21 protein-coding genes are annotated in these 21,433 nt (G+C 74.3%); 15 read left to right on the forward strand and 6 right to left on the reverse strand.

The annotated features are described in order from the left end of the window. Positions 1 to 90 precede the first annotated feature (90 nt). Both ACFV0Q_RS20345 and ACFV0Q_RS20350 read right to left on the reverse strand, forming a co-directional pair. Entirely contained in the window at positions 91 to 894 is an 804-nt protein-coding gene (locus tag ACFV0Q_RS20345; RefSeq protein WP_385007245.1) for a DUF3097 family protein, read from the reverse strand. A 28-nt stretch (positions 895 to 922) separates the two neighbouring features. After that, on the reverse strand, positions 923 to 1,654 hold the full coding sequence (locus ACFV0Q_RS20350) for an MBL fold metallo-hydrolase (protein WP_385007247.1): 732 nt from the start codon (positions 1,652 to 1,654) through the stop codon (positions 923 to 925). A 178-nt stretch (positions 1,655 to 1,832) separates the two neighbouring features. Here ACFV0Q_RS20350 and hrcA point away from each other — a divergent pair, with 178 nt between their 5' ends. From hrcA to ACFV0Q_RS20380, 6 genes are all read left to right on the forward strand, one after another. Then, the gene (gene hrcA, locus ACFV0Q_RS20355) at positions 1,833 to 2,849 is read left to right on the forward strand and encodes a heat-inducible transcriptional repressor HrcA (RefSeq protein ID WP_385007249.1); all 1,017 of its coding nucleotides are present in this window, start codon (positions 1,833 to 1,835) and stop codon (positions 2,847 to 2,849) included. Continuing rightward, a complete protein-coding gene (gene dnaJ, locus ACFV0Q_RS20360) occupies positions 2,850 to 3,989 on the forward strand; it encodes a molecular chaperone DnaJ (protein ID WP_385007251.1) in 1,140 nt (379 codons plus the stop codon). It abuts the gene before it with no gap. A gap of 145 nt (positions 3,990 to 4,134) precedes the next feature. After that, positions 4,135 to 5,226: a nitronate monooxygenase gene (locus ACFV0Q_RS20365; RefSeq protein ID WP_385007253.1), complete on the forward strand. Its 1,092-nt coding sequence runs from the start codon at positions 4,135 to 4,137 to the stop codon at positions 5,224 to 5,226. Further along, complete coding sequence (locus ACFV0Q_RS20370) at positions 5,223 to 5,966, forward strand: 16S rRNA (uracil(1498)-N(3))-methyltransferase (protein WP_385007255.1); 744 nt, start codon at positions 5,223 to 5,225, stop codon at positions 5,964 to 5,966. The genes ACFV0Q_RS20365 and ACFV0Q_RS20370 overlap by 4 nt, the downstream gene beginning before the upstream one ends. A 78-nt stretch (positions 5,967 to 6,044) precedes the next feature. Further along, positions 6,045 to 6,404, forward strand: coding sequence for a histidine triad nucleotide-binding protein (locus tag ACFV0Q_RS20375; RefSeq protein WP_385007256.1), 360 nt, complete (start codon positions 6,045 to 6,047; stop codon positions 6,402 to 6,404). A gap of 3 nt (positions 6,405 to 6,407) precedes the next feature. Continuing rightward, positions 6,408 to 7,313 carry a ribonuclease Z gene (locus ACFV0Q_RS20380; RefSeq protein WP_385007258.1) on the forward strand — a complete coding sequence of 302 codons (906 nt, stop codon included), beginning with the start codon at positions 6,408 to 6,410 and terminating at the stop codon, positions 7,311 to 7,313. A gap of 24 nt (positions 7,314 to 7,337) precedes the next feature. On the opposite strand, the gene ACFV0Q_RS20385 is transcribed toward ACFV0Q_RS20380, so the two are convergent. Continuing rightward, a complete protein-coding gene (locus ACFV0Q_RS20385; RefSeq protein ID WP_385007260.1) occupies positions 7,338 to 8,696 on the reverse strand; it encodes an MFS transporter in 1,359 nt (452 codons plus the stop codon). A gap of 215 nt (positions 8,697 to 8,911) precedes the next feature. Here ACFV0Q_RS20385 and ACFV0Q_RS20390 point away from each other — a divergent pair, with 215 nt between their 5' ends. The 6 genes from ACFV0Q_RS20390 (at position 8,912) to ACFV0Q_RS20415 (ending at position 13,807) form a co-directional block, all read left to right on the forward strand. After that, complete coding sequence (locus ACFV0Q_RS20390) at positions 8,912 to 10,009, forward strand: carbohydrate kinase family protein (protein WP_385007262.1); 1,098 nt, start codon at positions 8,912 to 8,914, stop codon at positions 10,007 to 10,009. A gap of 162 nt (positions 10,010 to 10,171) precedes the next feature. Next, positions 10,172 to 11,209: a PhoH family protein gene (locus ACFV0Q_RS20395; protein WP_385007264.1), complete on the forward strand. Its 1,038-nt coding sequence runs from the start codon at positions 10,172 to 10,174 to the stop codon at positions 11,207 to 11,209. Between the two features lie 13 nt (positions 11,210 to 11,222). Beyond that, entirely contained in the window at positions 11,223 to 11,720 is a 498-nt protein-coding gene (gene ybeY, locus ACFV0Q_RS20400; RefSeq protein WP_301371251.1) for an rRNA maturation RNase YbeY, read from the forward strand. Next, positions 11,717 to 13,024 (forward strand): hemolysin family protein, encoded by a 1,308-nt coding sequence (locus tag ACFV0Q_RS20405; protein ID WP_385007267.1) that lies wholly within the window; start codon positions 11,717 to 11,719, stop codon positions 13,022 to 13,024. Before ybeY ends, ACFV0Q_RS20405 begins: the two co-directional genes overlap by 4 nt. After that, the gene (locus tag ACFV0Q_RS20410; protein WP_385007269.1) at positions 13,021 to 13,374 is read left to right on the forward strand and encodes an MmcQ/YjbR family DNA-binding protein; all 354 of its coding nucleotides are present in this window, start codon (positions 13,021 to 13,023) and stop codon (positions 13,372 to 13,374) included. Before ACFV0Q_RS20405 ends, ACFV0Q_RS20410 begins: the two co-directional genes overlap by 4 nt. 67 nt (positions 13,375 to 13,441) lie before the next feature. Then, the gene (locus ACFV0Q_RS20415) at positions 13,442 to 13,807 is read left to right on the forward strand and encodes a cytidine deaminase (protein ID WP_266577367.1); all 366 of its coding nucleotides are present in this window, start codon (positions 13,442 to 13,444) and stop codon (positions 13,805 to 13,807) included. Positions 13,808 to 13,838: 31 nt separating this feature from the next. On the opposite strand, the gene ACFV0Q_RS20420 is transcribed toward ACFV0Q_RS20415, so the two are convergent. Then, positions 13,839 to 15,143, reverse strand: a complete 1,305-nt coding sequence (locus tag ACFV0Q_RS20420) for an MFS transporter (protein WP_385007271.1) — start codon at positions 15,141 to 15,143, stop codon at positions 13,839 to 13,841. A gap of 71 nt (positions 15,144 to 15,214) precedes the next feature. Here ACFV0Q_RS20420 and ACFV0Q_RS20425 point away from each other — a divergent pair, with 71 nt between their 5' ends. The 3 genes from ACFV0Q_RS20425 to era all read left to right on the forward strand — a co-directional run bounded on the left by ACFV0Q_RS20425 (position 15,215) and on the right by era (position 19,641). Continuing rightward, positions 15,215 to 16,273, forward strand: a complete 1,059-nt coding sequence (locus tag ACFV0Q_RS20425) for a GlxA family transcriptional regulator (protein ID WP_385007273.1) — start codon at positions 15,215 to 15,217, stop codon at positions 16,271 to 16,273. Between the two features lie 108 nt (positions 16,274 to 16,381). Next, on the forward strand, positions 16,382 to 17,665 hold the full coding sequence (locus tag ACFV0Q_RS20430; RefSeq protein ID WP_385007279.1) for a beta-xylosidase: 1,284 nt from the start codon (positions 16,382 to 16,384) through the stop codon (positions 17,663 to 17,665). 1,025 nt (positions 17,666 to 18,690) lie between these two features. After that, positions 18,691 to 19,641, forward strand: coding sequence for a GTPase Era (era, locus tag ACFV0Q_RS20435; RefSeq protein ID WP_266581233.1), 951 nt, complete (start codon positions 18,691 to 18,693; stop codon positions 19,639 to 19,641). A 22-nt stretch (positions 19,642 to 19,663) separates the two neighbouring features. On the opposite strand, the gene ACFV0Q_RS20440 is transcribed toward era, so the two are convergent. Both ACFV0Q_RS20440 and ACFV0Q_RS20445 read right to left on the reverse strand, forming a co-directional pair. Beyond that, positions 19,664 to 20,347: a class I SAM-dependent methyltransferase gene (locus ACFV0Q_RS20440; RefSeq protein ID WP_385007275.1), complete on the reverse strand. Its 684-nt coding sequence runs from the start codon at positions 20,345 to 20,347 to the stop codon at positions 19,664 to 19,666. Positions 20,348 to 20,442: 95 nt separating this feature from the next. Further along, entirely contained in the window at positions 20,443 to 21,258 is an 816-nt protein-coding gene (locus ACFV0Q_RS20445; protein ID WP_385007277.1) for a GNAT family N-acetyltransferase, read from the reverse strand. Between the last annotated feature and the right edge of the window lie 175 nt (positions 21,259 to 21,433).

Raw genomic sequence — 21,433 nt, forward strand, 5'->3', positions numbered from 1 at the left:
TGGAAGGACCTGGGGCTCCGCCCCAGACCCCGCGCCTCGAACGCCGGCGGGGCTGGATGTGGCGGCGGGGCTGGATTTCGGCTGATGCCGTCAGCGTGGCGCGGTGACGTGGTCGATCAGGTGTTCCACCGCGCCCAGGAGGGTCGGTTCCAGGTCCTTGTAGGACGTCACCCGCGACAGGATGTGCTGCCAGGCGGCGCCGGTGTTCCCGGGCCAGCCCAGGGCGCGGCAGACGCCCGTCTTCCAGTCCTGGCCGCGCGGGACCACGGGCCATGCCGCGATGCCGAGCGCGGACGGCTTCACCGCCTGCCAGACGTCCACGTACGGGTGGCCCACGATCAGCACGTCGGGGCAGTCCACCGACGCCGCGATCCGGGACTCCTTCGAGCCCGGCACCAGGTGGTCCACCAGGACGCCGAGGCGGGCGTCCGGGGCCGGGGCGAAGGCGGCCACCACGGCCGGGAGGTCGTCGATGCCCTCCAGGTACTCCACGACGACCCCCTCGACGCGCAGGTCGTCGCCCCAGACCCGCTCCACCAGCTCGGCGTCGTGGCGGCCCTCCACGTAGATCCGCCCGGCCCGTGCCACCCGGGCCCGCGCCCCCGGGACGGCCAGCGAGCCCGAGGCCGTGCGGGCGGGCGCGGCGGGTGCCCGGGAGGGGCGGACCAGGGTCACCACGGCGCCGTCCAGCAGGAAGCCGCCCGGCTCCAGCGGGAAGACCCGGCGCTTGTCGAAGCGGTCCTCCAGGGTCACCGTGCCCGCCTCGCAGGCCACCACCGCCCCGCAGAAGTCCGTACCCGCCACCTCGACCACCAGACCGGGGTCCGCGGGCACCTCCGGCACGGCCTTGGCGCGCTTCCACTGCGGGGTCAGGTCGGGGGAGTACTCACGCATCCGGCCGACACTAGGAGAGCCGCCGCCCTCAGGCCCGCGACACGCCGAACCGGGCCGCCAGTGTGTCGCGTTGGGCACGTACGAAGGCGGCGTCGACCACCGCTCCGTGACCCGGCACGTACAGCGCGTCGTCACCGCCCAGCGACAGCAGGCGGTCCAGCGCGGCGGGCCACTGCCCGGGCACCGCGTCGCTCCCGGCCTGGGGCTCGCCCGACTCCTCCACCAGGTCCCCGCAGAACACCACTTCCCGCTCGCCCGGCACCAGCACCGTCAGGTCGTGCTGCGAGTGCGCGGGCCCGACATTGGCCAGCAGCACCTGTACGCCGCCCAGCTCCAGCGTCCACTCGCCCGACACCAGGTGCTTCGGCGCCGGGACCAGGTCCACCGCCCCGGCCGCCTCCGCCGCGTCCAGGCCGTGGCGGACCGCGCTCTCCCGCAGCTCCTCGCGGCCGGTGGGGGTCGCCAGCAGCCGCTCCAGCCCGACCGCCCCGTAGAACTCGGCGTCCGCGAAGGCCGGACCGCCCAGTACGTGGTCGAAATGTCCGTGCGTGAATGCGATATGGGTCACGCGCCGACCCGTCAGCCGCTCCGCCTCGGCCCGCACCCGGGCGCCCTCGCGGACACAGGAACCGGGGTCGATCAGGAGCACCGACTCGTCCCCCACCACCAGTCCCACCGTGCAGTCCCACACCGGAAGCCGTCTCCGGCCGGCCCGTCCGGTCAGCCGCTCCCAGCCCGCCTCTTCCCAACGTACGTCCATGCCGCGACGCTACCCTGGCGGGCCGCCCTTGCCCCCGGCGTACCACCCGGCCGTACACTGACCGGGGGATCTCTGGCACTCGGGCGCTCAGAGTGCCAACGAAGGCCCGGGGGAAGCCCGGGGCGACCCGCCGACGACCGATCCGACGACCGACCGACCGCATCCGGAGGTGTGCGCGATGCTCAGTGAACGCAGACTCGAAGTGCTGCGCGCCATCGTCCAGGACTACGTCGGGACGGAGGAGCCGGTGGGCTCCAAGGCCCTCACCGAACGCCACCGGCTCGGCGTCTCGCCCGCCACCGTGCGCAACGACATGGCCGTGCTGGAGGAGGAGGGCTACATCGCCCAGCCCCACACCAGCGCCGGCCGGATCCCCACCGACAAGGGCTACCGCCTCTTCGTCGACAAGCTGGCGGGGGTCAAGCCCCTGTCCTCGCCCGAACGCAGGGCGATCCAGAACTTCCTCGACGGCGCCGTCGACCTCGACGACGTGGTCGGCCGCACGGTACGGCTGCTCGCGCAGCTCACCCGGCAGGTCGCCGTCGTCCAGTACCCCTCGCTGACCCGCTCCACCGTCCGGCACGTCGAGCTGCTGTCGCTGGCCCCGGCCCGGCTGATGCTCGTACTGATCACGGACACCGGGCGGGTCGAGCAGCGGTTCGTCGACGCCCAGACCCCGTTCGGCGAGGCCTCCCTCGCCGATCTGCGGGCGCGGCTCAACGCCCGGGTCGTCGGCCGTCGTTTCACCGACGTGCCGCAGCTCGTGCAGGACCTTCCGGAGTCGTTCGAGATCGACGACCGGGCGACCGTCAAGGCCGTCCTGGCGACCCTTCTCGAAACGCTGGCCGAGGAGGCGGAGGAGCGGCTGATGATCGGCGGCACCGCCAACCTCACTCGCTTCGGACATGATTTTCCCCTGACGATCAGGCCGGTGCTCGAAGCGCTCGAGGAGCACGTGGTGCTCCTCAAGCTGCTGGGCGAGGCCGGCGAGTCGGGAATGGCCGTACGCATCGGTCACGAGAACGCCTACGAGGGACTCAACTCCACGTCGGTCGTGTCCGTCGGCTACGGTTCGGGCGGCGAAGCAGTCGCCAAACTCGGCGTGGTCGGACCGACCCGCATGGACTACCCCGGAACGATGGGAGCGGTACGCGCAGTGGCACGTTACGTCGGACAGATCCTGGCGGAGTCGTAAGTGGCCACGGACTACTACGCCGTTCTCGGCGTGCGCCGCGACGCATCGCAGGACGAGATCAAGAAGGCCTTCCGCCGCCTCGCGCGTGAACTCCACCCGGACGTGAACCCGGACCCGAAGACGCAGGAGCGCTTCAAGGAGATCAACGCCGCGTACGAGGTGCTCTCGGACCCGCAGAAGAAGCAGGTCTACGACCTCGGCGGCGACCCGCTGTCCTCCTCGGGCGGCGGTGGCGGCGCGGGCGGCTTCGGAGCGGGCGGCTTCGGCAACTTCTCCGACATCATGGACGCCTTCTTCGGCCAGGCCTCGCAGCGCGGACCGCGCTCGCGGACCCGCCGCGGCCAGGACGCCATGATCCGCCTGGACCTGGAACTGGACGAGGCCGCCTTCGGCACGACCAAGGACATCCAGGTCGACACGGCCGTCGTCTGCTCCACCTGCTCGGGCGAGGGCGCGGCCCCCGGAACCTCCGCGCAGACCTGTGACATGTGCCGCGGCCGCGGTGAGGTCTCGCAGGTCACCCGGTCCTTCCTGGGCCAGGTCATGACCTCGCGCCCCTGCCCGCAGTGCCAGGGCTTCGGCACCGTGGTCCCGACCCCGTGCCCCGAGTGCGCGGGCGACGGCCGGGTCCGCTCCCGCCGCAGCCTGACGGTCAAGATCCCCGCCGGCGTCGAGAACGGCACCCGGATCCAGCTCGCGGGCGAGGGCGAGGTCGGCCCCGGCGGCGGCCCCGCCGGCGACCTGTACGTGGAGATCCACGAGCTGCCGCACCCGACCTTCCAGCGGCGCGGGGACGACCTGCACTGCACGGTCACCATCCCGATGACCGCGGCGTCCCTGGGCACCAAGTGCCCGCTGGAGACGCTGGACGGCCTGGAGGAGATCGACATCCGGCCCGGCACCCAGTCCGGCCAGGCGATCCCGCTGCACGGGCGCGGCGTCACGCACCTGCGCGGCGGCGGCCGCGGCGACCTCATCGTCCACGTCGAGGTCACCACCCCCGCCAAGCTCGACGCCCAGCAGGAGGACCTGCTGCGCCAGCTCGCGAAGCTGCGCGGCGAGGAGCGCCCGACGGGCCAGTTCGCCCCCGGCCAGCAGGGACTCTTCAGCCGCCTGAAGGACGCGTTCAACGGCCGCTGAGCGACCGCACGGCGTACGCAGGAGCCCGGTCCGGGGACGCCCCGGACCGGGCTTCCCGCTTCCCTCACGACGGGAGGGAAGCGGACTATGCCAGGCGAATTGCCGTGATTCGGTCCGGTGCGCCGGACGTGGCACGATGCAGTCCATGTCCTCCGCACCGAACGGTCTCTACCAGTACCCGATCGTGCAGGCTCCCATGGCGGGCGGCGCCTCCTGCCCACCGCTGGCCGCGGCCGTGTGCGAGGCCGGCGCCCTCGGCTACCTCGCCGGCGGCTACAAGACCGCCGACGGCATGTACCAGGAGATCAAGCAGCTGCGCGGGCTCACCCGCCGCCCCTTCGGCGTGAACCTCTTCCTGCCGCAGACCGGCTACGTCGACCCCGCCGCCGTCGAGGCCTACCGCGGACAGCTCGCCGGCGAGGCCAACTGGTACGAGATCTCGCTCGCCGAAGAGGACATCATCGGCACCAGCGACGACGGCTACGACGCCAAGCTCGCCATCCTCCTGGAAGACCCCGTCCCGGTCGTCTCCTTCACCTTCGGCTGCCCCGCGCCCGAGGTCTTCGCGCGGCTGCGCGCCGCCGGTACGCACACCACCGTCACCGTGACCTCCGTCGACGAGGCCCGCACCGCCCAGGCGGCGGGCGCCGACGCCGTCTGCGTCCAGGGCGTCGAGGCCGGCGGCCACCAGGGCACCTACCGCGACGACCCGCAGGCCGACGGCACGGCGGGCGTCGGCCTGCTCGCCCTGGTCGCACAGGTACGGGAGGCCGTGGCCCTCCCGATCATCGCCTCGGGCGGCCTGATGCGCGGCGCCCAGATCGCGGCGCTGCTCGCGGCGGGCGCGGAGGCCGCGCAGCTCGGCACCGCCTTCCTGGCCTGCCCGGAGTCCGGCGCGCACCCCCTGCACAAGAAGGCCCTCACCGACCCGCTGTTCGGGCACACCGAACTCACCCGGGCCTTCTCCGGACGCCCGGCCCGGGGCCTGGTCAACCGCTTCATGCGGGAGCACGGACCGTACGCCCCGGCCGCCTACCCCCAGGTCCACCACATGACCACGGGGCTGCGCAAGGCGGCCGCCGCGGCCGGGGACCCGCAGGGCATGGCCCTGTGGGCGGGGCAGGGCCACCGGCTGGCGCGGGCGCTGCCCGCGGCGGAGCTGGTGGAGGTGCTGGCGGCCGAACTGGCCGAGGCGCAGAGCGCGTTGAAGGTGTTGCAGATGAGGAGAGCGTCATGACGGCCCCCGTGTTCGTGGTCGAAGAGGTCCCCGCGGGGCCGGAGTTCGTGCTGGACGGCCCCGAGGGCCGGCACGCCGTGTCGGTCAAGCGGCTGAACCCGGGCGAGGAGCTCGTCCTCACCGACGGCCGCGGCCACTGGGCGGACGCCGTCGTCAAGGCGGCGGAGGGCAAGGACCGGCTCGTCGTCACCGTCGGCCGGACCGCCGAGGAGCCCGAGCCCGCCGTACGCATCACCGTGGTGCAGGCGCTGCCCAAGGGCGACCGGGGCGAGGTCGCCGTCGAGACGATGACGGAGACCGGCGTCGACGCCATCGTCCCGTGGCAGGCCTCCCGGTGCATCACCCAGTGGCGGGGCGAGCGCGGGGCGAAGTCCCTCGCCAAGTGGCGGGCCACCGCCCGGGAATCCGGCAAGCAGTCCCGCCGGGTGCGGTTCCCCGAGGTGGCCGAGGCGCTCTCCACGAAGCAGGTCGCCGCGCTGCTGGCCGGGGCCGACCTGGCGATGGTGCTCCACGAGGACCGCGAGGCCGCCTCGCGGGCCCTGGCGACGGCGGAACTGCCCGCCGCCGGCTCGGTGGTGCTGGTGGTCGGCCCCGAGGGCGGGGTCTCCCCGGAGGAGCTCGCCGCCTTCGCCGGGGCGGGCGCCCACCCGTACCGGCTGGGCCGCTCGGTGCTGCGCACCTCGACGGCGGGCACGGCCGCGACGGCGGTCCTGCTGGCGCGCACGGGACGCTGGTCGTAGTTCGGTACAGGCCGCCCGACGGCCGGGGCGCGGGCGGTTACGATGCCCCGACCGATCAACGACACGGGAGGCACGGCCATGGCCGGGGAACCGCAGGCGGACTGCCTGTTCTGCAAGATCGTCGCGGGGAGCATCCCGGCGACCGTGGTCCAGGAGACCGAGACGACCGTCGCCTTCCGCGACATCAACCCCCAGGCGCCGACCCACGTCCTGGTCATCCCGAAGGTGCACTACCCCGACGCCGCCTCCCTCGCCGCCGCCGAACCGGCCGTGGCCGCCGACATACTGCGCGAGGCCGGGCGGATCGCCGCCGACGAGAAGATCGACGACCACGGCTACCGGATCGTCTTCAACACCGGCTCCGGCGCCGGGCAGACCGTCTTCCACGCCCACGCGCACGTCCTCGGCGGCCGCGGCCTCCAGTGGCCCCCCGGATAACCCGTGTCCGTACGCGAGTTCGTGATCCTCGGCACCGCCAGCCAGGTCCCCACCCGGCACCGCAACCACAACGGCTACCTGCTGCGCTGGGACGGCGAGGGCATCCTCTTCGACCCGGGCGAGGGCACGCAGCGCCAGATGCTGCGGGCCGGGGTCGCCGCGCACGACATCAACCGGATCTGTGTCACCCACTTCCACGGTGACCACAGCCTCGGCCTGGCCGGGGTGATCCAGCGGATCAACCTCGACCAGGTCCCGCACCCCGTGACCGCGCACTACCCGGCCTCGGGGCAGAAGTTCTTCGACCGGCTCCGGTACGCCACCGCCTACCGGGAGACGGTGCGGCTGCGGGAGGAGCCGGTGGAGCGGGACGGGACCCTGGCGAGCGGGCCCCCGTACGTCCTGGAGGCCAGGCTGCTCTCGCACCCGGTGGAGTCCTTCGGCTACCGGGTGACCGAGCCGGACGGGCGCCGGATGGTGCCGGAGCTGCTCGCGCGGCACGGGATCAAGGGGCCGGACGTGGGCCGGATGCAGCGCGAGGGGCGGCTCGGCGAGGTCACCCTGGACGACGTCAGCGAGCACCGGGCGGGGCAGCGGTTCGCCTTCGTCATGGACACCCGGCTGTGCCCCGGGGTGGACGAACTGGCGCAGGGCTGCGACCTGCTGGTCATCGAGTCGACCTTCCTCGACGCCGACGTCCGGCTGGCCACCGACCACGGGCACCTCACCGCCGGGCAGGCGGCGCGGGTGGCGCGGGACGCGGGCGTGCGGCACCTCGTGCTGACGCACTTCTCGCAGCGGTACTCCGATCCGTCGGAGTTCGAACGCGAGGCCCGGGCGGCCGGCTTCGAGGGCGAGCTGACGATCGCGGCGGACCTCGTACGGGTCCCCGTACCGAAGCGGCCGTAGAACGCCCCCGGGCGCGGTGTGGACCTAGAGGCGGCTCCGGGCGCTCCCGCGGGCGGCGTCCCGTTCCCGGCGGGCGGCCGGGGAGAGCAGCAGGATCCGGCGCGGCCGGCGGCGCAACGGGATCTCGGTGACGGTCAGTTCCCGCGCGCCGACCTGCGGGGCCGCGCTCGCGGCCAGCACCGCCGCCGGGGCGCCACCGCGGCCCCGCACCGAGCCGGGGAGCAGCGGCCGCCCGCCGGCGTGCAGGGCGACGGCGGTCATCGGCCCGGCGACGGCCAGCAGCAGGGCGCCCAGCACCAGGCCCATCCCCGGGAACCCGGCCGCCGCGGCGAGCAGGCTCCCGGTGACGGGCCCGCAGGCCACCCCGAGGGAGGACGCGGAGCCCGCCAGCACCGCCCAGCGGCCGCGAGGGTCCAGGGCGGCGGCGAGGCCGATGGCGTACGAGAGCACGACCGGGTAGAGGGCGTTCCACAGCACCTCGCCGGCCGCGAAGCCGCCGAGGCCGTGCGCCGAGGAGGTCAGCACCACGCAGCAGGCGATGAGGGCGGTACCGGCCCCTATGGGGACGGCCCGGCCCAGGCGCGCGCCGAGCGCGGAGGCGGTGGTGACCCCGAGGAGCCCGGCGCCCAGCGCGGCGGCGAAGACCATCCCGAGGGTGACCTCGGACAGCCCGGCCTGCTCGCCGCCGATCCGGCCGCTGACCCCCCACAGGGCGTTCTGCGCGAGCGACCACAGCATGAGCGCGCCCGCGAGGACCGCCCCGGCACGCGGGTACGGCAGCCGCCCGGAGGGGCGTACGGAGGGGCGCACGGCGGCCCGTGCGGCGGGATCCCGGCGGGCCGGGCCGTCGAGCCGCCCCGCCGCGGGCCAGGCGAGCGCCGCGACGAGCGCGAGGGCGGCGAACGGCAGCCCGTGCCCGCCGCCGAGCCGGGGCAGCGTCAGGTACAGGGCCCCCGCGGTCGCGGACACCGACAGCAGCCCGAGCGCGGAGGTGCGGTGGGGGTCGCGCTGGGCGGCGATCCCGGAGGCGGCCACGGCCGTCGCGGTACCGGAGCCGAAGCCCCCGGCGACGGCGCCGAGCACGACCAGCGGGAGCAGGGTGGTCGCGGCGGCGCCCGCGTACCCGGCGACGGCGAGCAGCAGCCCGAACCGGGCCAGGGGGCGCGGCCCGTGGCGGGGGATGCGCGAGGCGAGGACGAAGCCGGCGGCGGCGGAGCCGAGCAGCAGCGCCGAGCCGATCAGCCCGGCCTCGGCGGGACTCAGGGGCAGGGCCGCGTCGAGTCGCCCGACGACGGTCGGAAGCAGGTACGGGGCGACGTAGCCGGCCGTGAAGAGGGCCACCAGGGGCCAGGCGGCGGGCGGCGCGGAGGTGCGGTCGGGCACGGGCGTTTCCGGTGGTGCTCGGGCGAAACGGGAGGTTCCGCGGAGATGCGGGGCCCCTGTCTATCAAGCGGTACGAGGCCGGGAGAAGAGCGATCATCCAGTGATGTGCGTCACACTGTGTTTGGGCCTTGCCGGGCACGGGCAGGGCTCGCAGCTTTCCACCCAAGAACCGCAAGCAGAAACGACACTTCAGACACTTCAACGGGGAGCACGCCGTGACCAGTCGGGACAGCCGCACCATCCGCCCGGGCAAGCTGGACCCCCTGGGTCCGCTGCGCGACCCCCAAGACCCGGGCTGCGACGTCTTCCTGACCGGCACGGTCTTCCTCGACATCATCTTCACCGGCCTCGACTCGGCCCCCGTGCGCGGCACGGAGTCCTGGGCGCGCGGCATGGGCTCCAGCCCCGGCGGCGTCGCCAACATGGCCACCGCGCTCGCCCGGCTCGGCCTGCGCACCTCGCTGGCCGCCGCGTTCGGCGACGACCACTACGGCGAGTACTGCTGGGACGCCCTCGAACAGGGCGAGGGCATCGACCTGTCGATGTCGCGGACCGTCCCCGGCTGGCACAGCCCCGTCACCGTCTCCATGGCCTACGAGGGCGAGCGCACGATGGTCTCCCACGGCCACGAGGCCCCGCCCCCCACCGGCCCCGGCCCCTTCCCCTGGTGCCCCCCGAAGACCCGCGCCGCCGTCGCCTCGCTGGCGGCGGGTCCCGGCGAGGGGTGGATCGGCGAGGCGGCCCGCCGCGGCTCGCGGATCTTCGCCGACGTCGGCTGGGACGACACCGGCCGCTGGGACCTGGGAGCCCTGCCCGACCTCGCCCACTGCGAGGCCTTCCTGCCCAACGCGGGCGAGGCGATGCGCTACACCCGGACCGAGTGTCCGCGCGCCGCGGCCCGGGCCCTCGCCGAGAAGGTGCCGGTCGCGGTGGTGACCATGGGCGCGGAGGGCTCGTACGCGGTCGACGCCCGCACCGGGGAGACGGCGGAGGTCCCCGCGATCACGGTGGACGCCCTGGACCCGACCGGCGCCGGGGACGTGTACGTGGCCGGGTTCGTCACCGGCAGCCTGGCGGGCTGGCCGCTCGCCGACCGGCTCGCCTTCGCGGGGCTCACCGCCGCCCTGTCGGTGCAGGAGTTCGGCGGCTCCCTCTCCGCCCCGGGCTGGCCCGAGGTCGCCCACTGGTGGCGCACCGCCCCCGAGGCCCTGCGCGGCCGCTACGCCTTCCTCGACGCCCTGCTGCCGCCCGGCGCCACCCCCTCCCCGCGCCGCCGCGCGGTGCCCACCATCGGCTTCCGGCACCCCGTGTAGGCGCCGTACGGGCACCGCGGCGGAACGGTGGGGGAACAACGGGGGGCCGGACCGGAAAACCCCTCGGGGATGCCGGGGGGTGGACGTACCCTTGGTACTCCGGAGGCCGACGATCGGCGCGGCCCCTCAGCGGGAGGTGTGCGCAGGCCACAGTGCCGGCCCATGACTCAGACACCGACAGCCCACACCCCCGCGCCGGGCCAGGCGCGAGCCCACTTCACCGTTCCGGCGACGCACCCGATGGTGACGGTGCTCGGCTCGGGCGACGCCCTTCTGCGCGTCATCGAAAAGGCCTTCCCGACGGCCGACATCCATGTTCGGGGCAACCAGGTCAGCGCGGTCGGACCGGCGGCGGAAGTCGCGCTGGTCCAGCGCCTGTTCGACGAGATGATGCTGGTGCTGCGCACCGGGCAGTCGATGACGGAGGACGCAGTGGAACGCTCGATCGCCATGCTCAAGGCGAACGGCACCGGTGGCGGCGAGGCGGAGACCCCGGCCGAGGTGCTCACGCAGAACATCCTCTCCAGCCGCGGGCGCACCATCCGCCCCAAGACCCTCAACCAGAAGCGGTACGTCGACGCGATCGACAAGAACACGATCGTCTTCGGCATCGGCCCCGCCGGTACCGGAAAGACCTACCTCGCCATGGCCAAGGCGGTCCAGGCCCTGCAGTCCAAGCAGGTCAGCCGGATCATCCTGACCCGCCCGGCGGTCGAGGCGGGCGAACGCCTCGGCTTCCTCCCGGGCACCCTCTTCGACAAGATCGACCCGTACCTGCGCCCGCTGTACGACGCCCTGCACGACATGATCGACCCGGACTCGATCCCGCGGCTGATGGCGGCCGGCACCATCGAGGTGGCGCCGCTGGCCTATATGAGGGGCCGCACCCTCAATGAGGCTTTCGTCGTGCTCGACGAGGCGCAGAACACGACCACCGAGCAGATGAAGATGTTCCTGACCCGGCTCGGCTTCGATTCGAAGATCGTGGTCACCGGTGACGTCACGCAGGTCGACCTGCCCGGTGGGGCCAAGAGCGGTCTGCGGCAGGTCCAGGACATCCTCGAAGGCGTGCCCGACATCCACTTCTCGCGGCTCACGTCCGAGGATGTCGTCCGGCACAAGCTGGTCGGCCGTATCGTCGACGCGTACGAGAAGTACGACGGCAGCCAGCAGGCCCCGAACGGTTTCCAGCGGAAGTAGAGCTCAGCGCACCATGTCGATCGACGTCAACAACGAGTCCGGAACCGAGGTCGACGAGCAGGCGATCCTCGACATCGCCCGCTACGCGCTCACCCGGATGCGGATCCACCCGCTGTCCGAGCTCTCCGTCATCGTCATCGACGAGGACGCCATGGAGCAGCTCCACATCCAGTGGATGGACCTGCCCGGACCGACCGACGTCATGTCCTTCCCGATGGACGAGCTCCGTCCGCCGTCGAAGGACGACGAGGAGCCCCCGCAGGGGCTCCTCGGCGACATCGTGCTGTGCCCCGAGGTCGCCAAGCGGCAGGGCGAGGAAGCGCCGACGCAGCACTCCATGGACGAGGAGCTCCAGCTCCTGACCGTCCACGGGGTGCTGCACCTGCTCGGGTACGACCACGAGGAGCCGGACGAGAAGGCCGAGATGTTCGGCCTCCAGGCGGCCATCGTCGACGGCTGGCGCGGTGAGCGCGGCATGACCGGTCCGTCGCCCGCACCCACCGTCTCGTGACCGCCCCCCAGCTGATCGCCGGTGCGGTGCTGCTGGTCGTGGTGGCCTGGTTCGCGGCGTGCGCCGAGTCCGGCATCGCCCGGATCTCCAGCTTCCGTGCCGAGCAGGCCGTACGGGAGGGGCGGCGCGGCAGCGCGAAGCTGGCCCAGGTGGCCGGGGACCCGACCCGCTACCTGAACGTGGCGCTGCTGGTGCGGGTGACCTGCGAGATGGCGGCGGGCGTGCTCGTCACGTACATGTGCCTCGACGAGTTCGGGGACAACTGGACCGCGCTGCTGGTGGCCATCGCCGTGATGGTGCTGGTGTCCTTCGTGGCGGTGGGCGTGTCCCCGCGCACCATCGGCCGCCAGCACCCGCTCAACACGGCGACGGCGGCCGCGTACGTCCTGGTGCCGCTGGCGCGGGTGATGGGGCCGATCCCGCAGCTGCTGATCCTCATCGGCAACGCGCTCACGCCCGGGAAGGGCTTCCGCAAGGGGCCGTTCGCCTCCGAGGCCGAGCTGCGCGCGATGGTGGACCTCGCGGAGAAGGAATCGCTGATCGAGGACGACGAGCGCCGGATGGTGCACCAGGTCTTCGAGCTCGGCGACACGCTCGTGCGCGAGGTGATGGTGCCGCGCACCGATCTGGTCTGCATAGAGCGGTACAAGACGATCCGTCAGGCGACGACGCTCGCGCTGCGGTCCGGTTTCTCGCGGATCCCCGTCACCGGGGAGAACGAGGACGACATCGTCGGGATCGTGTACCTGAAGGACCTCGTCCGCCGGACCCACATCAGCCGCGAGGCGGAGTCCGACCTGGTGTCCACGGTGATGCGGCCGGCGGTGTTCGTGCCCGACACGAAGAACGCGGGCGACCTGTTGCGCGAGATGCAGTCGGTGCGCAACCACGTGGCCGTGGTCATCGACGAGTACGGCGGCACGGCGGGCATCGTCACCATCGAGGACATCCTGGAGGAGATCGTCGGTGAGATCACCGACGAGTACGACCGGGAGATCGCGCCGGTGGAGGAGCTGGGCGACGACCGCTACCGGGTGACGGCCCGGCTCGACATCACCGACCTCGGCGAGCTGTTCGGGGTCGAGGCCTTCGACGACGAGGACGTGGAGACGGTCGGCGGGCTGCTGGCGAAGGCGCTGGGCCGGGTCCCGATCGCGGGGGCCTCGGCGCTGGTGGACCTGCCGGACGGGCGCCCGCTGCGGCTGACGGCGGAGTCCCCGGGCGGACGGCGGAACAAGATCGTGACGGTGCTCGTGGAGCCGGTGCTTGCGGCGGACGGCGCCGAGGGTGGGGAGGGCGAATGACCCCGGCCGGGCTGCGCGCGTTCTGTCTGGACTTCAACGAGGCGGTGGAGGAGTTCCCCTTCACGCCGGAGACCTCGGTGTTCAAGGTGCTGGGGAAGGTGTTCGCGCTGACGGCGCTGGACGCCGATCCGCTGAAGGTCAATCTCAAGTGCGATCCGGAGGAGGCGCTGCGGCTGCGCGCGGAGCACGCGGCGATCGTCCCGGGCTGGCACATGAACAAGCGGCACTGGAACACGGTGACGGTCGGCGGGCTGCCGGACGCACTGGTGCGGGAGCTGGTGGAGGACTCGTACGACCTGGTGGTGGCGGGTCTGCCGAAGGCGGAGCGGCTGCGGCTCGACCGCCCCTGAGGAAGGGGCGGGTGTCCCGGCGGGGTCGTCGTACGGCCGTGCCGGGGCGCTCCCTATGCTTTCGACCATGAGCGAGAGCACCGTGGGCACCGGGATCGACCCCGAGGACAGCAAGATCATCACGCTGGCGCGCAGCGCCCGGGCCCGCAACGGGGTCCCGGAGGGCGCGGCGGTCCGCGACGAGACCGGCCGTACGTACGTCGCCGGCACCGTGGAGCTGGACTCCCTGAAGCTGAGCGCCCTCCAGACGGCGGTCGCCATGGCGGTGGCCAGCGGCGCCCGGTCCCTGGAGGCGGCGGCCGTGGTGAGCGCGGCCGACGCGCCCGCCGAGGCCGACCGCGCGGCGGTGCGCGACCTCGGCGGCCCGGCCACCCCCGTCCTGCTGGCCGGCCCGGACGGCACCCTGAAGTCGACCACGCCCGCCGGAGCCTGACCGGCCGCCCGCCCCCGGCCGCGCGGACCGTCTACGGCGCCGGCGCCGGCAGGGCCGCGGCCGGGCGGCGGATGACCATCGCCATCAGGGCCGCCACCGCGCACAGGCCGCCCGCCGCGTACCAGACGAGGTCGTAGGAGCCGAAGGCGTCGCGCGCGACCCCGCCCAGGAAGGCCACGATCGCCGCGCCGACCTGGTGAGAGGCCAGCACCCAGCCGAAGACGATCGCGCTGTCCTCCCCGTAGTGCTCGCGGCACAGGGCGATGGTCGGCGGGACGGTCGCGACCCAGTCCAGACCGTAGAAGACGATGAAGAACACCATCGGCGGGTGCACGGACGGCGCCAGCAGCATCGGCAGGAACAGCAGGGACACCCCGCGCAGGGCGTAGTACACGGCCAGCAGGCGGCGGGCCGCGAAGCGGTCGGTGAACCAGCCCGAGGCGATGGTGCCGAGCACGTCGAACACGCCGACCACCGCGAGCAGTCCGGCGGCCGCCGTCACCGGCATGCCGTGGTCGTGGGCCGCCGGTACGAAGTGGGTCTTGACCAGGCCGTTGGTGGAGGCCCCGCAGATCGCGAAGGTGCCCGCCAGCAGCCAGAACGGTCCCGTCCGGGCCGCCTTGGACAGGACGGTGACCGCCCGCCGCGCCGCGCCCGGGACCGGCGCGGGCTTGTCCGCGTACACGCCGCCGTACGGGGCGAGCCCCACGTCGGCCGGATGGTCGCGCAGCAGCAGCCACACGAAGGGGACGACGGCGAGGGCAGCCAGGGACACGGTCACGGCCGCCGGGCGCCAGCCGTGGTGTTCCACCAGCCAGGACAGCAGCGGCAGGAAGACCAGCTGGCCGGAGGCGCCCGCGGCGGTCAGGATGCCGGTGACGAGCCCGCGCCGGGCGGTGAACCAGCGGTTGGTCACCGTCGCCGCGAAGGCCAGCGCCATCGAGCCGCTGCCCAGGCCCACGAGCACGCCCCAGTACAGCACCAGCTGCCAGGACGCGGTCATCCACACGGTGGCCACGGAGCCGCCGGCTATGACGGTCAGGGCCAGCGCGACGACCTTGCGGATGCCGAAGCGGTCCATCAGCGCGGCGGCGAAGGGCGCGGTGAGCCCGTAGAGGGCGAGGTTGACGGAGACGGCGAAGCCGATCGTGCCGCGCGACCAGTCGAACTCCGTGTGCAGGGGCTCGATGAGCAGCCCGGGGAGGGAGGCGAAGGCGGCGGCGCCGATGATCGTCACGAAGGCGACGGCCGCGGCGAACCAGGCCCGGTGGACGCGTCCGGCCGGGCGGGGGGCCCGCCGGGGGGCGGCCGTGGAGGTGGGTGCTGTCTGGGTCACGCCGTCAGCTTCCGGCCTGCGGGGTCCCGTACGACAGTGGCCTGACTGTCACGCTTCGATACGATCGGGCCATGGCCATCGAGCGGAAACCCCGGACCCACCGCGTCGTCGTCCTCGCGCTCGCCGGGCTGCTGCCCTTCGAGCTCGGCGTCCCGCACCGGATCTTCGGCTACGCCAAGGACCCGGCCGGGCGGCCCTTCTACGAGATCCTGACCTGCGGACTCGCCCCGGGCCCGGTGCCCACGGACGCCGACTTCGCGGTGTACGTCGAGCACGGCCCGGAGCTGCTGGCGACGGCCGACACGGTGGTGGTGCCGGCCTCGTACGAGCTGGGGCCGGTGTACGAGGAGGGGCGGCTGACCGGCGAGCTCGCCGCGGCCCTCGCCCACATCCGGCCCGGCACCCGGCTCGTGTCCATCTGCACCGGCGGGTACGTGCTGGCCGCCGCCGGGTACCTGGACGGCCGCCGGGCCACCACCCACTGGGCCTCCGCCGAGCACTTCCAGCGGATGTTCCCGGCCGTGCGGGTGGACGCCGGCGTGCTCTACACCGACGACGGGGACGTGCTCACCTCCGCCGGGGTCGCCGCGGGCATCGACCTGTGCCTGCACATCGTCCGCCGCGACCACGGCGCGGCCGTCGCCAACGAGGCCGCCCGGCGGACCGTCGTACCGCCCCACCGGGAGGGCGGGCAGGCCCAGTTCATCCACCGGCCCGTGCCCGAGCCGCAGCAGGCCAGTACCACGGCCGCGCGCGCCTGGGTGCTGGACCGGCTGCACGAGCCGCTGCGGCTGAGCGACCTCGCGCGGCAGGAGGCCATGTCGGTACGGACCTTCACCCGCCGCTTCCGCGAGGAGTCCGGGGTCAGCCCCGGCGAATGGATCACCGCCCAGCGGGTGGAGCGGGCCCGGCGGCTGCTGGAGCGCACCGAGCTGCCGATGGAGGCGGTGGCGCGGGAGACGGGTTTCGGGACGGCCCAGTCGCTGCGCAAGCACGTCCAGGCGGCGCTGGGGGTGAGCCCGACGGCCTACCGGCGCACGTTCCGGGCGGCGGCCCCGGGCGCGGCCGGACCCCGAGGTACGGCGCCATCTCCTGATGGGCCATCAGTTGCTGCCGGGTCCGTGCATTGACTTCTCCCGCCGCCCGCTCGTGAATGGCCCCCTGGCGGGGCGACGCGACGCGGGGGGCGGGCAGTGCGAACAGGCGCGCGCAGCAGGGGATGGCGGGCGGCCGCCGGCATGGCGGTGCTCGCGGCCGCGAGCGGGGCCGCGCTGAGCGGACCCGCCGCCGCCCTGGGGGAAACGCCCCCGGGGCAGGTCGAGTTCCCCACGCACTGCCTGCCGCCCCAGGAAGCCGGACTGCCGCCCGCCGACGGCCCCACCACGGCCCGGATCAGCGTCGACGACCCGGCGCCGCGGGTGGGCGACACCGTCACCGTGACCTACCAGGTGGCCCGGACCCCCGCCGTGAACCCGCTGCCCTCCGCGCTGCCCGCCGACGTGCTCACCCCATCCGGGCGGATCCTGCTCGGCGGCGCGCAGAGCGGCGAGGTCACCGTGGTCGGCGCCAAGCGCAGCGAACCCGTCGGGGCCGGGGCGGACCTGCCCGCGGTGACCATGACCGGCACCTTCACCGTCACCGCCCCCGGGGAGATCACCCTCGCCCCCGGCGGCTACACCCTGCACACCGGCCACCTGCTCGACCTCGACACCGCCTGCCAGGTCACCGGCGCACCCGTCTCCGCGCACCTCACCGCCACCCCGCTGCCCACCGCCAACCTGCGCCGCGTCCGGCTCACCGCCGCCTACGGGGCGCCGGGCGCCCGGGTCACGGTGACCGCGGCCGGCTTCGCCCCGGGCACCGCCGTGACCCTGGCCGGCCGCGCGGGCGCCGCCGGGACGGCCGACCGGGTCGCGGCCACCGCCGACGCGCGCGGGGAGGTCACCACCGAGCTGCCCGTCACGGACCGGGCCACGACCGCGGTGGTGGCGTACGAGGGCCCCGCCTGGTCGGCGCAGCGGGGCTCGGGGCCGGCCGCGTACACGGTGGTCGAGCCAGCGGCGGTGACGCCGGGCACCCAGAAGCTGACGGCCACCGTCGATCCGGGCACCCTCGCCATGACCCAGACGGGGGACGCGGTGACCCTCGGCGCGGTCCCGTACGGGGACGGCGGCGCGGCCCCGGGCCGGATCGGCACCGTCACCGTCAAGGACGCCCGGGGCGGGCCGGCCGGGTGGTCCCTGGTCGGCCGGGTCACCGACTTCGCGGGCCCCGGCGGCCTGCGCCTCCCGGGCGGCGCCCTGTCCTGGACGCCCACCTGCACGGCCGCGCCGGGCAGCCCCAGCCCCTGTACGGCGGGCAGCGCGGGCCCGGTCGGCCCGGACGGCGCGGTCCTGGCCTCCACCGCCGACGCCCCGCTGACCGGGGGGACCTTCACCGTCGACGCCACGGTCGCGCTCCGGGTCCCCGCCTACACCCCGCCGGGGGCGTACACGGCGGTCCTGACGCTGACGCTGTCGTGAGCCGGCGCCCGCCGCTGCGCGGAGCCGTCCCCGCCCCGCCCCTTCCCCGTTTCCTGGGGCTCCGCCCCAGGCCCCGGTCCTCAAACGCCGGACGGGCTGAAAAAAGACAGCGGCGACGGCTGCGCGCGTGGGCGATCGGGGTCGTGCTGGCCGTCGTGTGGCTGGGCCTCGCCGGGACGGCCGCCGCCGCCGACAACGGGCAGTGGTCCGTGCTGCCCGCCGCCACCGCCGTCGGGCAGCGCCCGTACTTCTACCTCGCCGCCGCGCCCGGCGGGACCGTCCGGGACACCGTCACCGTCGCCAACCGCACCGACCGGCCCCGCACCTTCCGGCTCTACGCCGCCGACGCCTACAACACCGCCCGCGACGGCGGCTTCGCCCTGCGCGGCCCCGACGAGCCGCGCCTCGCCCCCGCCGCGTGGGTACGGCTCGACCGGGAGCGGGTCACCGTGCCGCCCCGGGGCGCGGTGGACGTCGGCTTCGGCCTCACCGTCCCCGACCGGGCCGAGCCCGGGGACCACCCCGGAGCCATCGTCGCCCTGGAGGACACCCCGGCCACCGCGGACGGCGCCCCGGGCATCGGGATCCGGCAGGCCGTCGGCGCCCGCCTCTACCTCCGGGTCGGCGGCCCCACGGCCGCCGCCCTCGCCGTGGAGGACGTACGGGTCGCCGCCGACGGCCGGGGCGCCGAGGTCGCGTACACCCTGCGCAACCTCGGCAACGTCACCCTGCGCCCCCGCGCCGCCCTCACCGCCACCGGCGCCCTCGGCCGCACCCTGCTGCGCCGCGAGCTCACCGGCCTGCCCGCCGAGCTGCTGCCCGGCCGGCAGGTCCGGCTCAGCACCCGCTGGGCGGACCCGCCGGACCTGGAGTGGGCCCGCGTCACGGTGCGCGCCGAAGCCTCCGGGGCCACCGCCGACGGAGCCGCCGACCACGCCGCGCACCCCCTCCTCGTACCCGCTCTGGCGCTCGCCGCGGCCCTCGCGGCCGTGGCCTGGTCGGCGCTGGGAGCCGCATCGGGGAGAATGGCCCGTATGAGCGATCGTTCCCCCGAGCCCACCGCCCCGCACCGCGCGGGCTTCGCCTGTTTCGTCGGCCGTCCCAACGCGGGCAAGTCGACCCTGACCAACGCGCTCGTGGGCACCAAGGTCGCGATCACCTCCAACCGGCCGCAGACCACGCGCCACACGGTCCGCGGCATCGTGCACCGCCCCGACGCCCAGCTGGTGCTGGTCGACACCCCCGGGCTGCACAAGCCGCGCACCCTGCTCGGCGAGCGCCTGAACGACGTCGTCCGGACCACCTGGGCCGAGGTCGACGTCATCGGCTTCTGCCTGCCGGCCGACCAGAAGCTCGGCCCCGGCGACAAGTTCATCGCCAAGGAGCTCGCGGGGATCAAGAAGACCCCCAAGATCGCCATCATCACCAAGACCGACCTGGTCGAGTCCAAGCAGCTCGCCGAGCAGCTCCTCGCCGTCCACCAGCTCGGCGCCGAGCTCGGCTTCGAGTGGGCCGAGATCGTCCCGGTCTCGGCCGTCGGCGACACCCAGGTCCAGCTGCTGGCCGACCTGATCGCCCCGCTGCTGCCGGAGAGCCCGCCGCTGTACCCGGAGGGCGACCTCACCGACGAGCCCGAGATGGTGATGGTCGCCGAGCTGATCCGCGAGGCCGCGCTGGAGGGCGTGCGCGACGAGCTGCCGCACTCCATCGCCGTGGTCGTCGAGGAGATGATCCCGCGCGAGAACCGGCCCGCGGACCGGCCGCTGCTCGACATCCACGCCAACGTGTACATCGAGCGCCCCAGCCAGAAGGGCATCATCATCGGCCCCAAGGGCTCGCGCCTGAAGGAGGTCGGGATGAAGTCGCGCAAGCACATCGAGGCGCTGCTCGGCACCCCGGTCTTCCTCGACCTGCACGTGAAGGTCGCCAAGGACTGGCAGCGCGACCCCAAGCAGCTCCGCAAGCTCGGCTTCTGATGTCCGGCGCGCCGGCGGCCCTCTAGGGCAGTCGGCGCAGCTTCACCGCGTTGTCCGTACGGGTCCCGGGCGTGCCGTCAGGCATGTCCTGGACCCGTTCGTGTTCGGCGGCGAGCAGCACCTCCCAGGCCCCTTCGGGCAGCTCCAGCTCCGCCACGACCTGGTCGGGGGTGGGGAAGCGCACCGTCCGCTGCGGCGCGTCCATGGACTCGACGTCCTGCCAGGGCGCCCAGCCCGCGTGGCCGACGATCAGCAGCACCCCGCCGGGGGCCACGGCGGAGGCGGCCGTGCGCAGGATCCGCTCGCGCGGGAACTCGCCGTAGGTGTGCAGGAAGCAGGAGGAGACCAGGTCGAACTCCCCGGCCGGGAACGAGTCGGCCAGGTCGTGCCGCTCCCACTCCACCCGGTCGCCGACCCCGGCCCCGGCGGCGTGCGCGGCCGCCCGCTCCAGGGCCACCCCCGAGATGTCGGTGGCGGTCACCCGCCAGCCGCGGCGGGCCAGCCAGATGGCGTCGCCGCCCTCCCCGCAGCCCAGGTCCAGGGCCCGGCCGGGGGCCAGGTCCGAGGCCTCCCGGACGAGGAGGGCGTTGGCGGAGCCGCTCCAGATCCGCGCGCGCTCGCGGTAGCGGCCGTCCCAGTACGTCTCCCCCCAGCCGCGCTCGGTCCCGGGGGTGTGCTGCTGCTCGTGCTGCCGGTGGTCGGCCACGGGGCCTCCTCGGTGGTGCCGGTACGGACAGCGCCGATGCTGCGCCCGCCCGGGGGTCCCGGCAAACTTCCTTGCCGTTTCGGCAAAACCGCCGGTCAGGCCGCCGTGGCCGGGGGCTCCGCGATCAGGGCCGTGGCGACGCGGCGGAATCCGGCGCGGCCGTAGATCCGGGCCACGTCCTCGTCGCCGGCCGACAGGAACACCGTCCGGGCGCCCCGCTCCCGTGCGCGGGCGACCAGGGCGGCCGTCACCGCGAGGGCCAGACCGCGCCGCCGGGCGGCGGGCAGGGTGCCCACGCCGACGATCTCGGCGACGTCGCCGACCGGGTTGTACTGGCCGGAGCAGAGCACCACCCCGTCGCGTACGGCCGCCGCCAGGCCGGTGCGGCCGTCCGTGAGCATCCCCGAGACGCGGGCCCGGCGGGCCTCCGTGTCCGGGTCCTCCAGCGCCGCCGCCAGTTCGGCGGGTCCGGCTTCGCCGAGGGCGGTTCCGGGCGCGGAGAAGGCCAGCGCGGGCACCGTCACCGCGGCCCGCAGCAGCGGGTCGTCCGCGCCGAGCAGCCGTACCTCCGGGTGCGGCGGGAGGGGCTCCGCGGCGGCGTCCAGCACCATCAGCGGGTGTGCGTGGACGTGCAGCCCCGCCGCTTCCACGGCCGCCCGGAGGGAGGGGCTGGTTTCGGCCACCCATTCGAAGGCCTCGGGCACCTTCAGCTCCCGCTGCCTCTCCAGCACCTCGAGTACGTCCGCCGCGGTGGCGTCGGAGCCGCCGAGCGCGGGCCGGGCGTAGTACTGCCAGCCCTCGCCCTCCTGGACGAAGAGGGTGAGCGCGCCGAAGTCCTCGCCGCGCGCGCCGCCCACGCGGGGGACGGTGTCGTAGTACCGCTCCAGGGCGGCCAAGATCGTTTCAGTCATCCGGCCATCCAAGCAAAGCCGCCCGGCCCGGTCACCCGATTTCGGGTGGCCGGGCTCAGGCGCCCTCCTTCAGCAGCTTCGAGATCAGGTTCCGCTGGGCGTCCGACAGGTGCGGGTCCTGGCAGGAGACCGTCCGCCCGTCCACCGTGATCCGGTACGAGAACCCGTCCCGGAC

The organism is Streptomyces sp. NPDC059564 (assembly GCF_042735575.1).
Classification (GTDB): domain Bacteria; phylum Actinomycetota; class Actinomycetes; order Streptomycetales; family Streptomycetaceae; genus Streptomyces.

Coding starts and splice junctions, on each gene's coding strand:
- era (WP_266581233.1), top strand. CDS start 18,691: ATGGCCCGTATGAGCGATCGTTCCCCCGAGCCCACCGCCCCGCACCGC.
- ACFV0Q_RS20395 (WP_385007264.1), top strand. CDS start 10,172: ATGACTCAGACACCGACAGCCCACACCCCCGCGCCGGGCCAGGCGCGA.
- ACFV0Q_RS20430 (WP_385007279.1), top strand. CDS start 16,382: ATGGCGGTGCTCGCGGCCGCGAGCGGGGCCGCGCTGAGCGGACCCGCC.
- ACFV0Q_RS20410 (WP_385007269.1), top strand. CDS start 13,021: ATGACCCCGGCCGGGCTGCGCGCGTTCTGTCTGGACTTCAACGAGGCG.
- ACFV0Q_RS20425 (WP_385007273.1), top strand. CDS start 15,215: ATGGCCATCGAGCGGAAACCCCGGACCCACCGCGTCGTCGTCCTCGCG.
- ACFV0Q_RS20370 (WP_385007255.1), top strand. CDS start 5,223: ATGACGGCCCCCGTGTTCGTGGTCGAAGAGGTCCCCGCGGGGCCGGAG.
- ACFV0Q_RS20415 (WP_266577367.1), top strand. CDS start 13,442: ATGAGCGAGAGCACCGTGGGCACCGGGATCGACCCCGAGGACAGCAAG.
- hrcA (WP_385007249.1), top strand. CDS start 1,833: ATGCTCAGTGAACGCAGACTCGAAGTGCTGCGCGCCATCGTCCAGGAC.
- ACFV0Q_RS20365 (WP_385007253.1), top strand. CDS start 4,135: ATGTCCTCCGCACCGAACGGTCTCTACCAGTACCCGATCGTGCAGGCT.
- ACFV0Q_RS20375 (WP_385007256.1), top strand. CDS start 6,045: ATGGCCGGGGAACCGCAGGCGGACTGCCTGTTCTGCAAGATCGTCGCG.
- ACFV0Q_RS20445 (WP_385007277.1), bottom strand. CDS start 21,258: ATGACTGAAACGATCTTGGCCGCCCTGGAGCGGTACTACGACACCGTC.
- ACFV0Q_RS20350 (WP_385007247.1), bottom strand. CDS start 1,654: ATGGACGTACGTTGGGAAGAGGCGGGCTGGGAGCGGCTGACCGGACGG.
- ybeY (WP_301371251.1), top strand. CDS start 11,223: ATGTCGATCGACGTCAACAACGAGTCCGGAACCGAGGTCGACGAGCAG.
- ACFV0Q_RS20345 (WP_385007245.1), bottom strand. CDS start 894: ATGCGTGAGTACTCCCCCGACCTGACCCCGCAGTGGAAGCGCGCCAAG.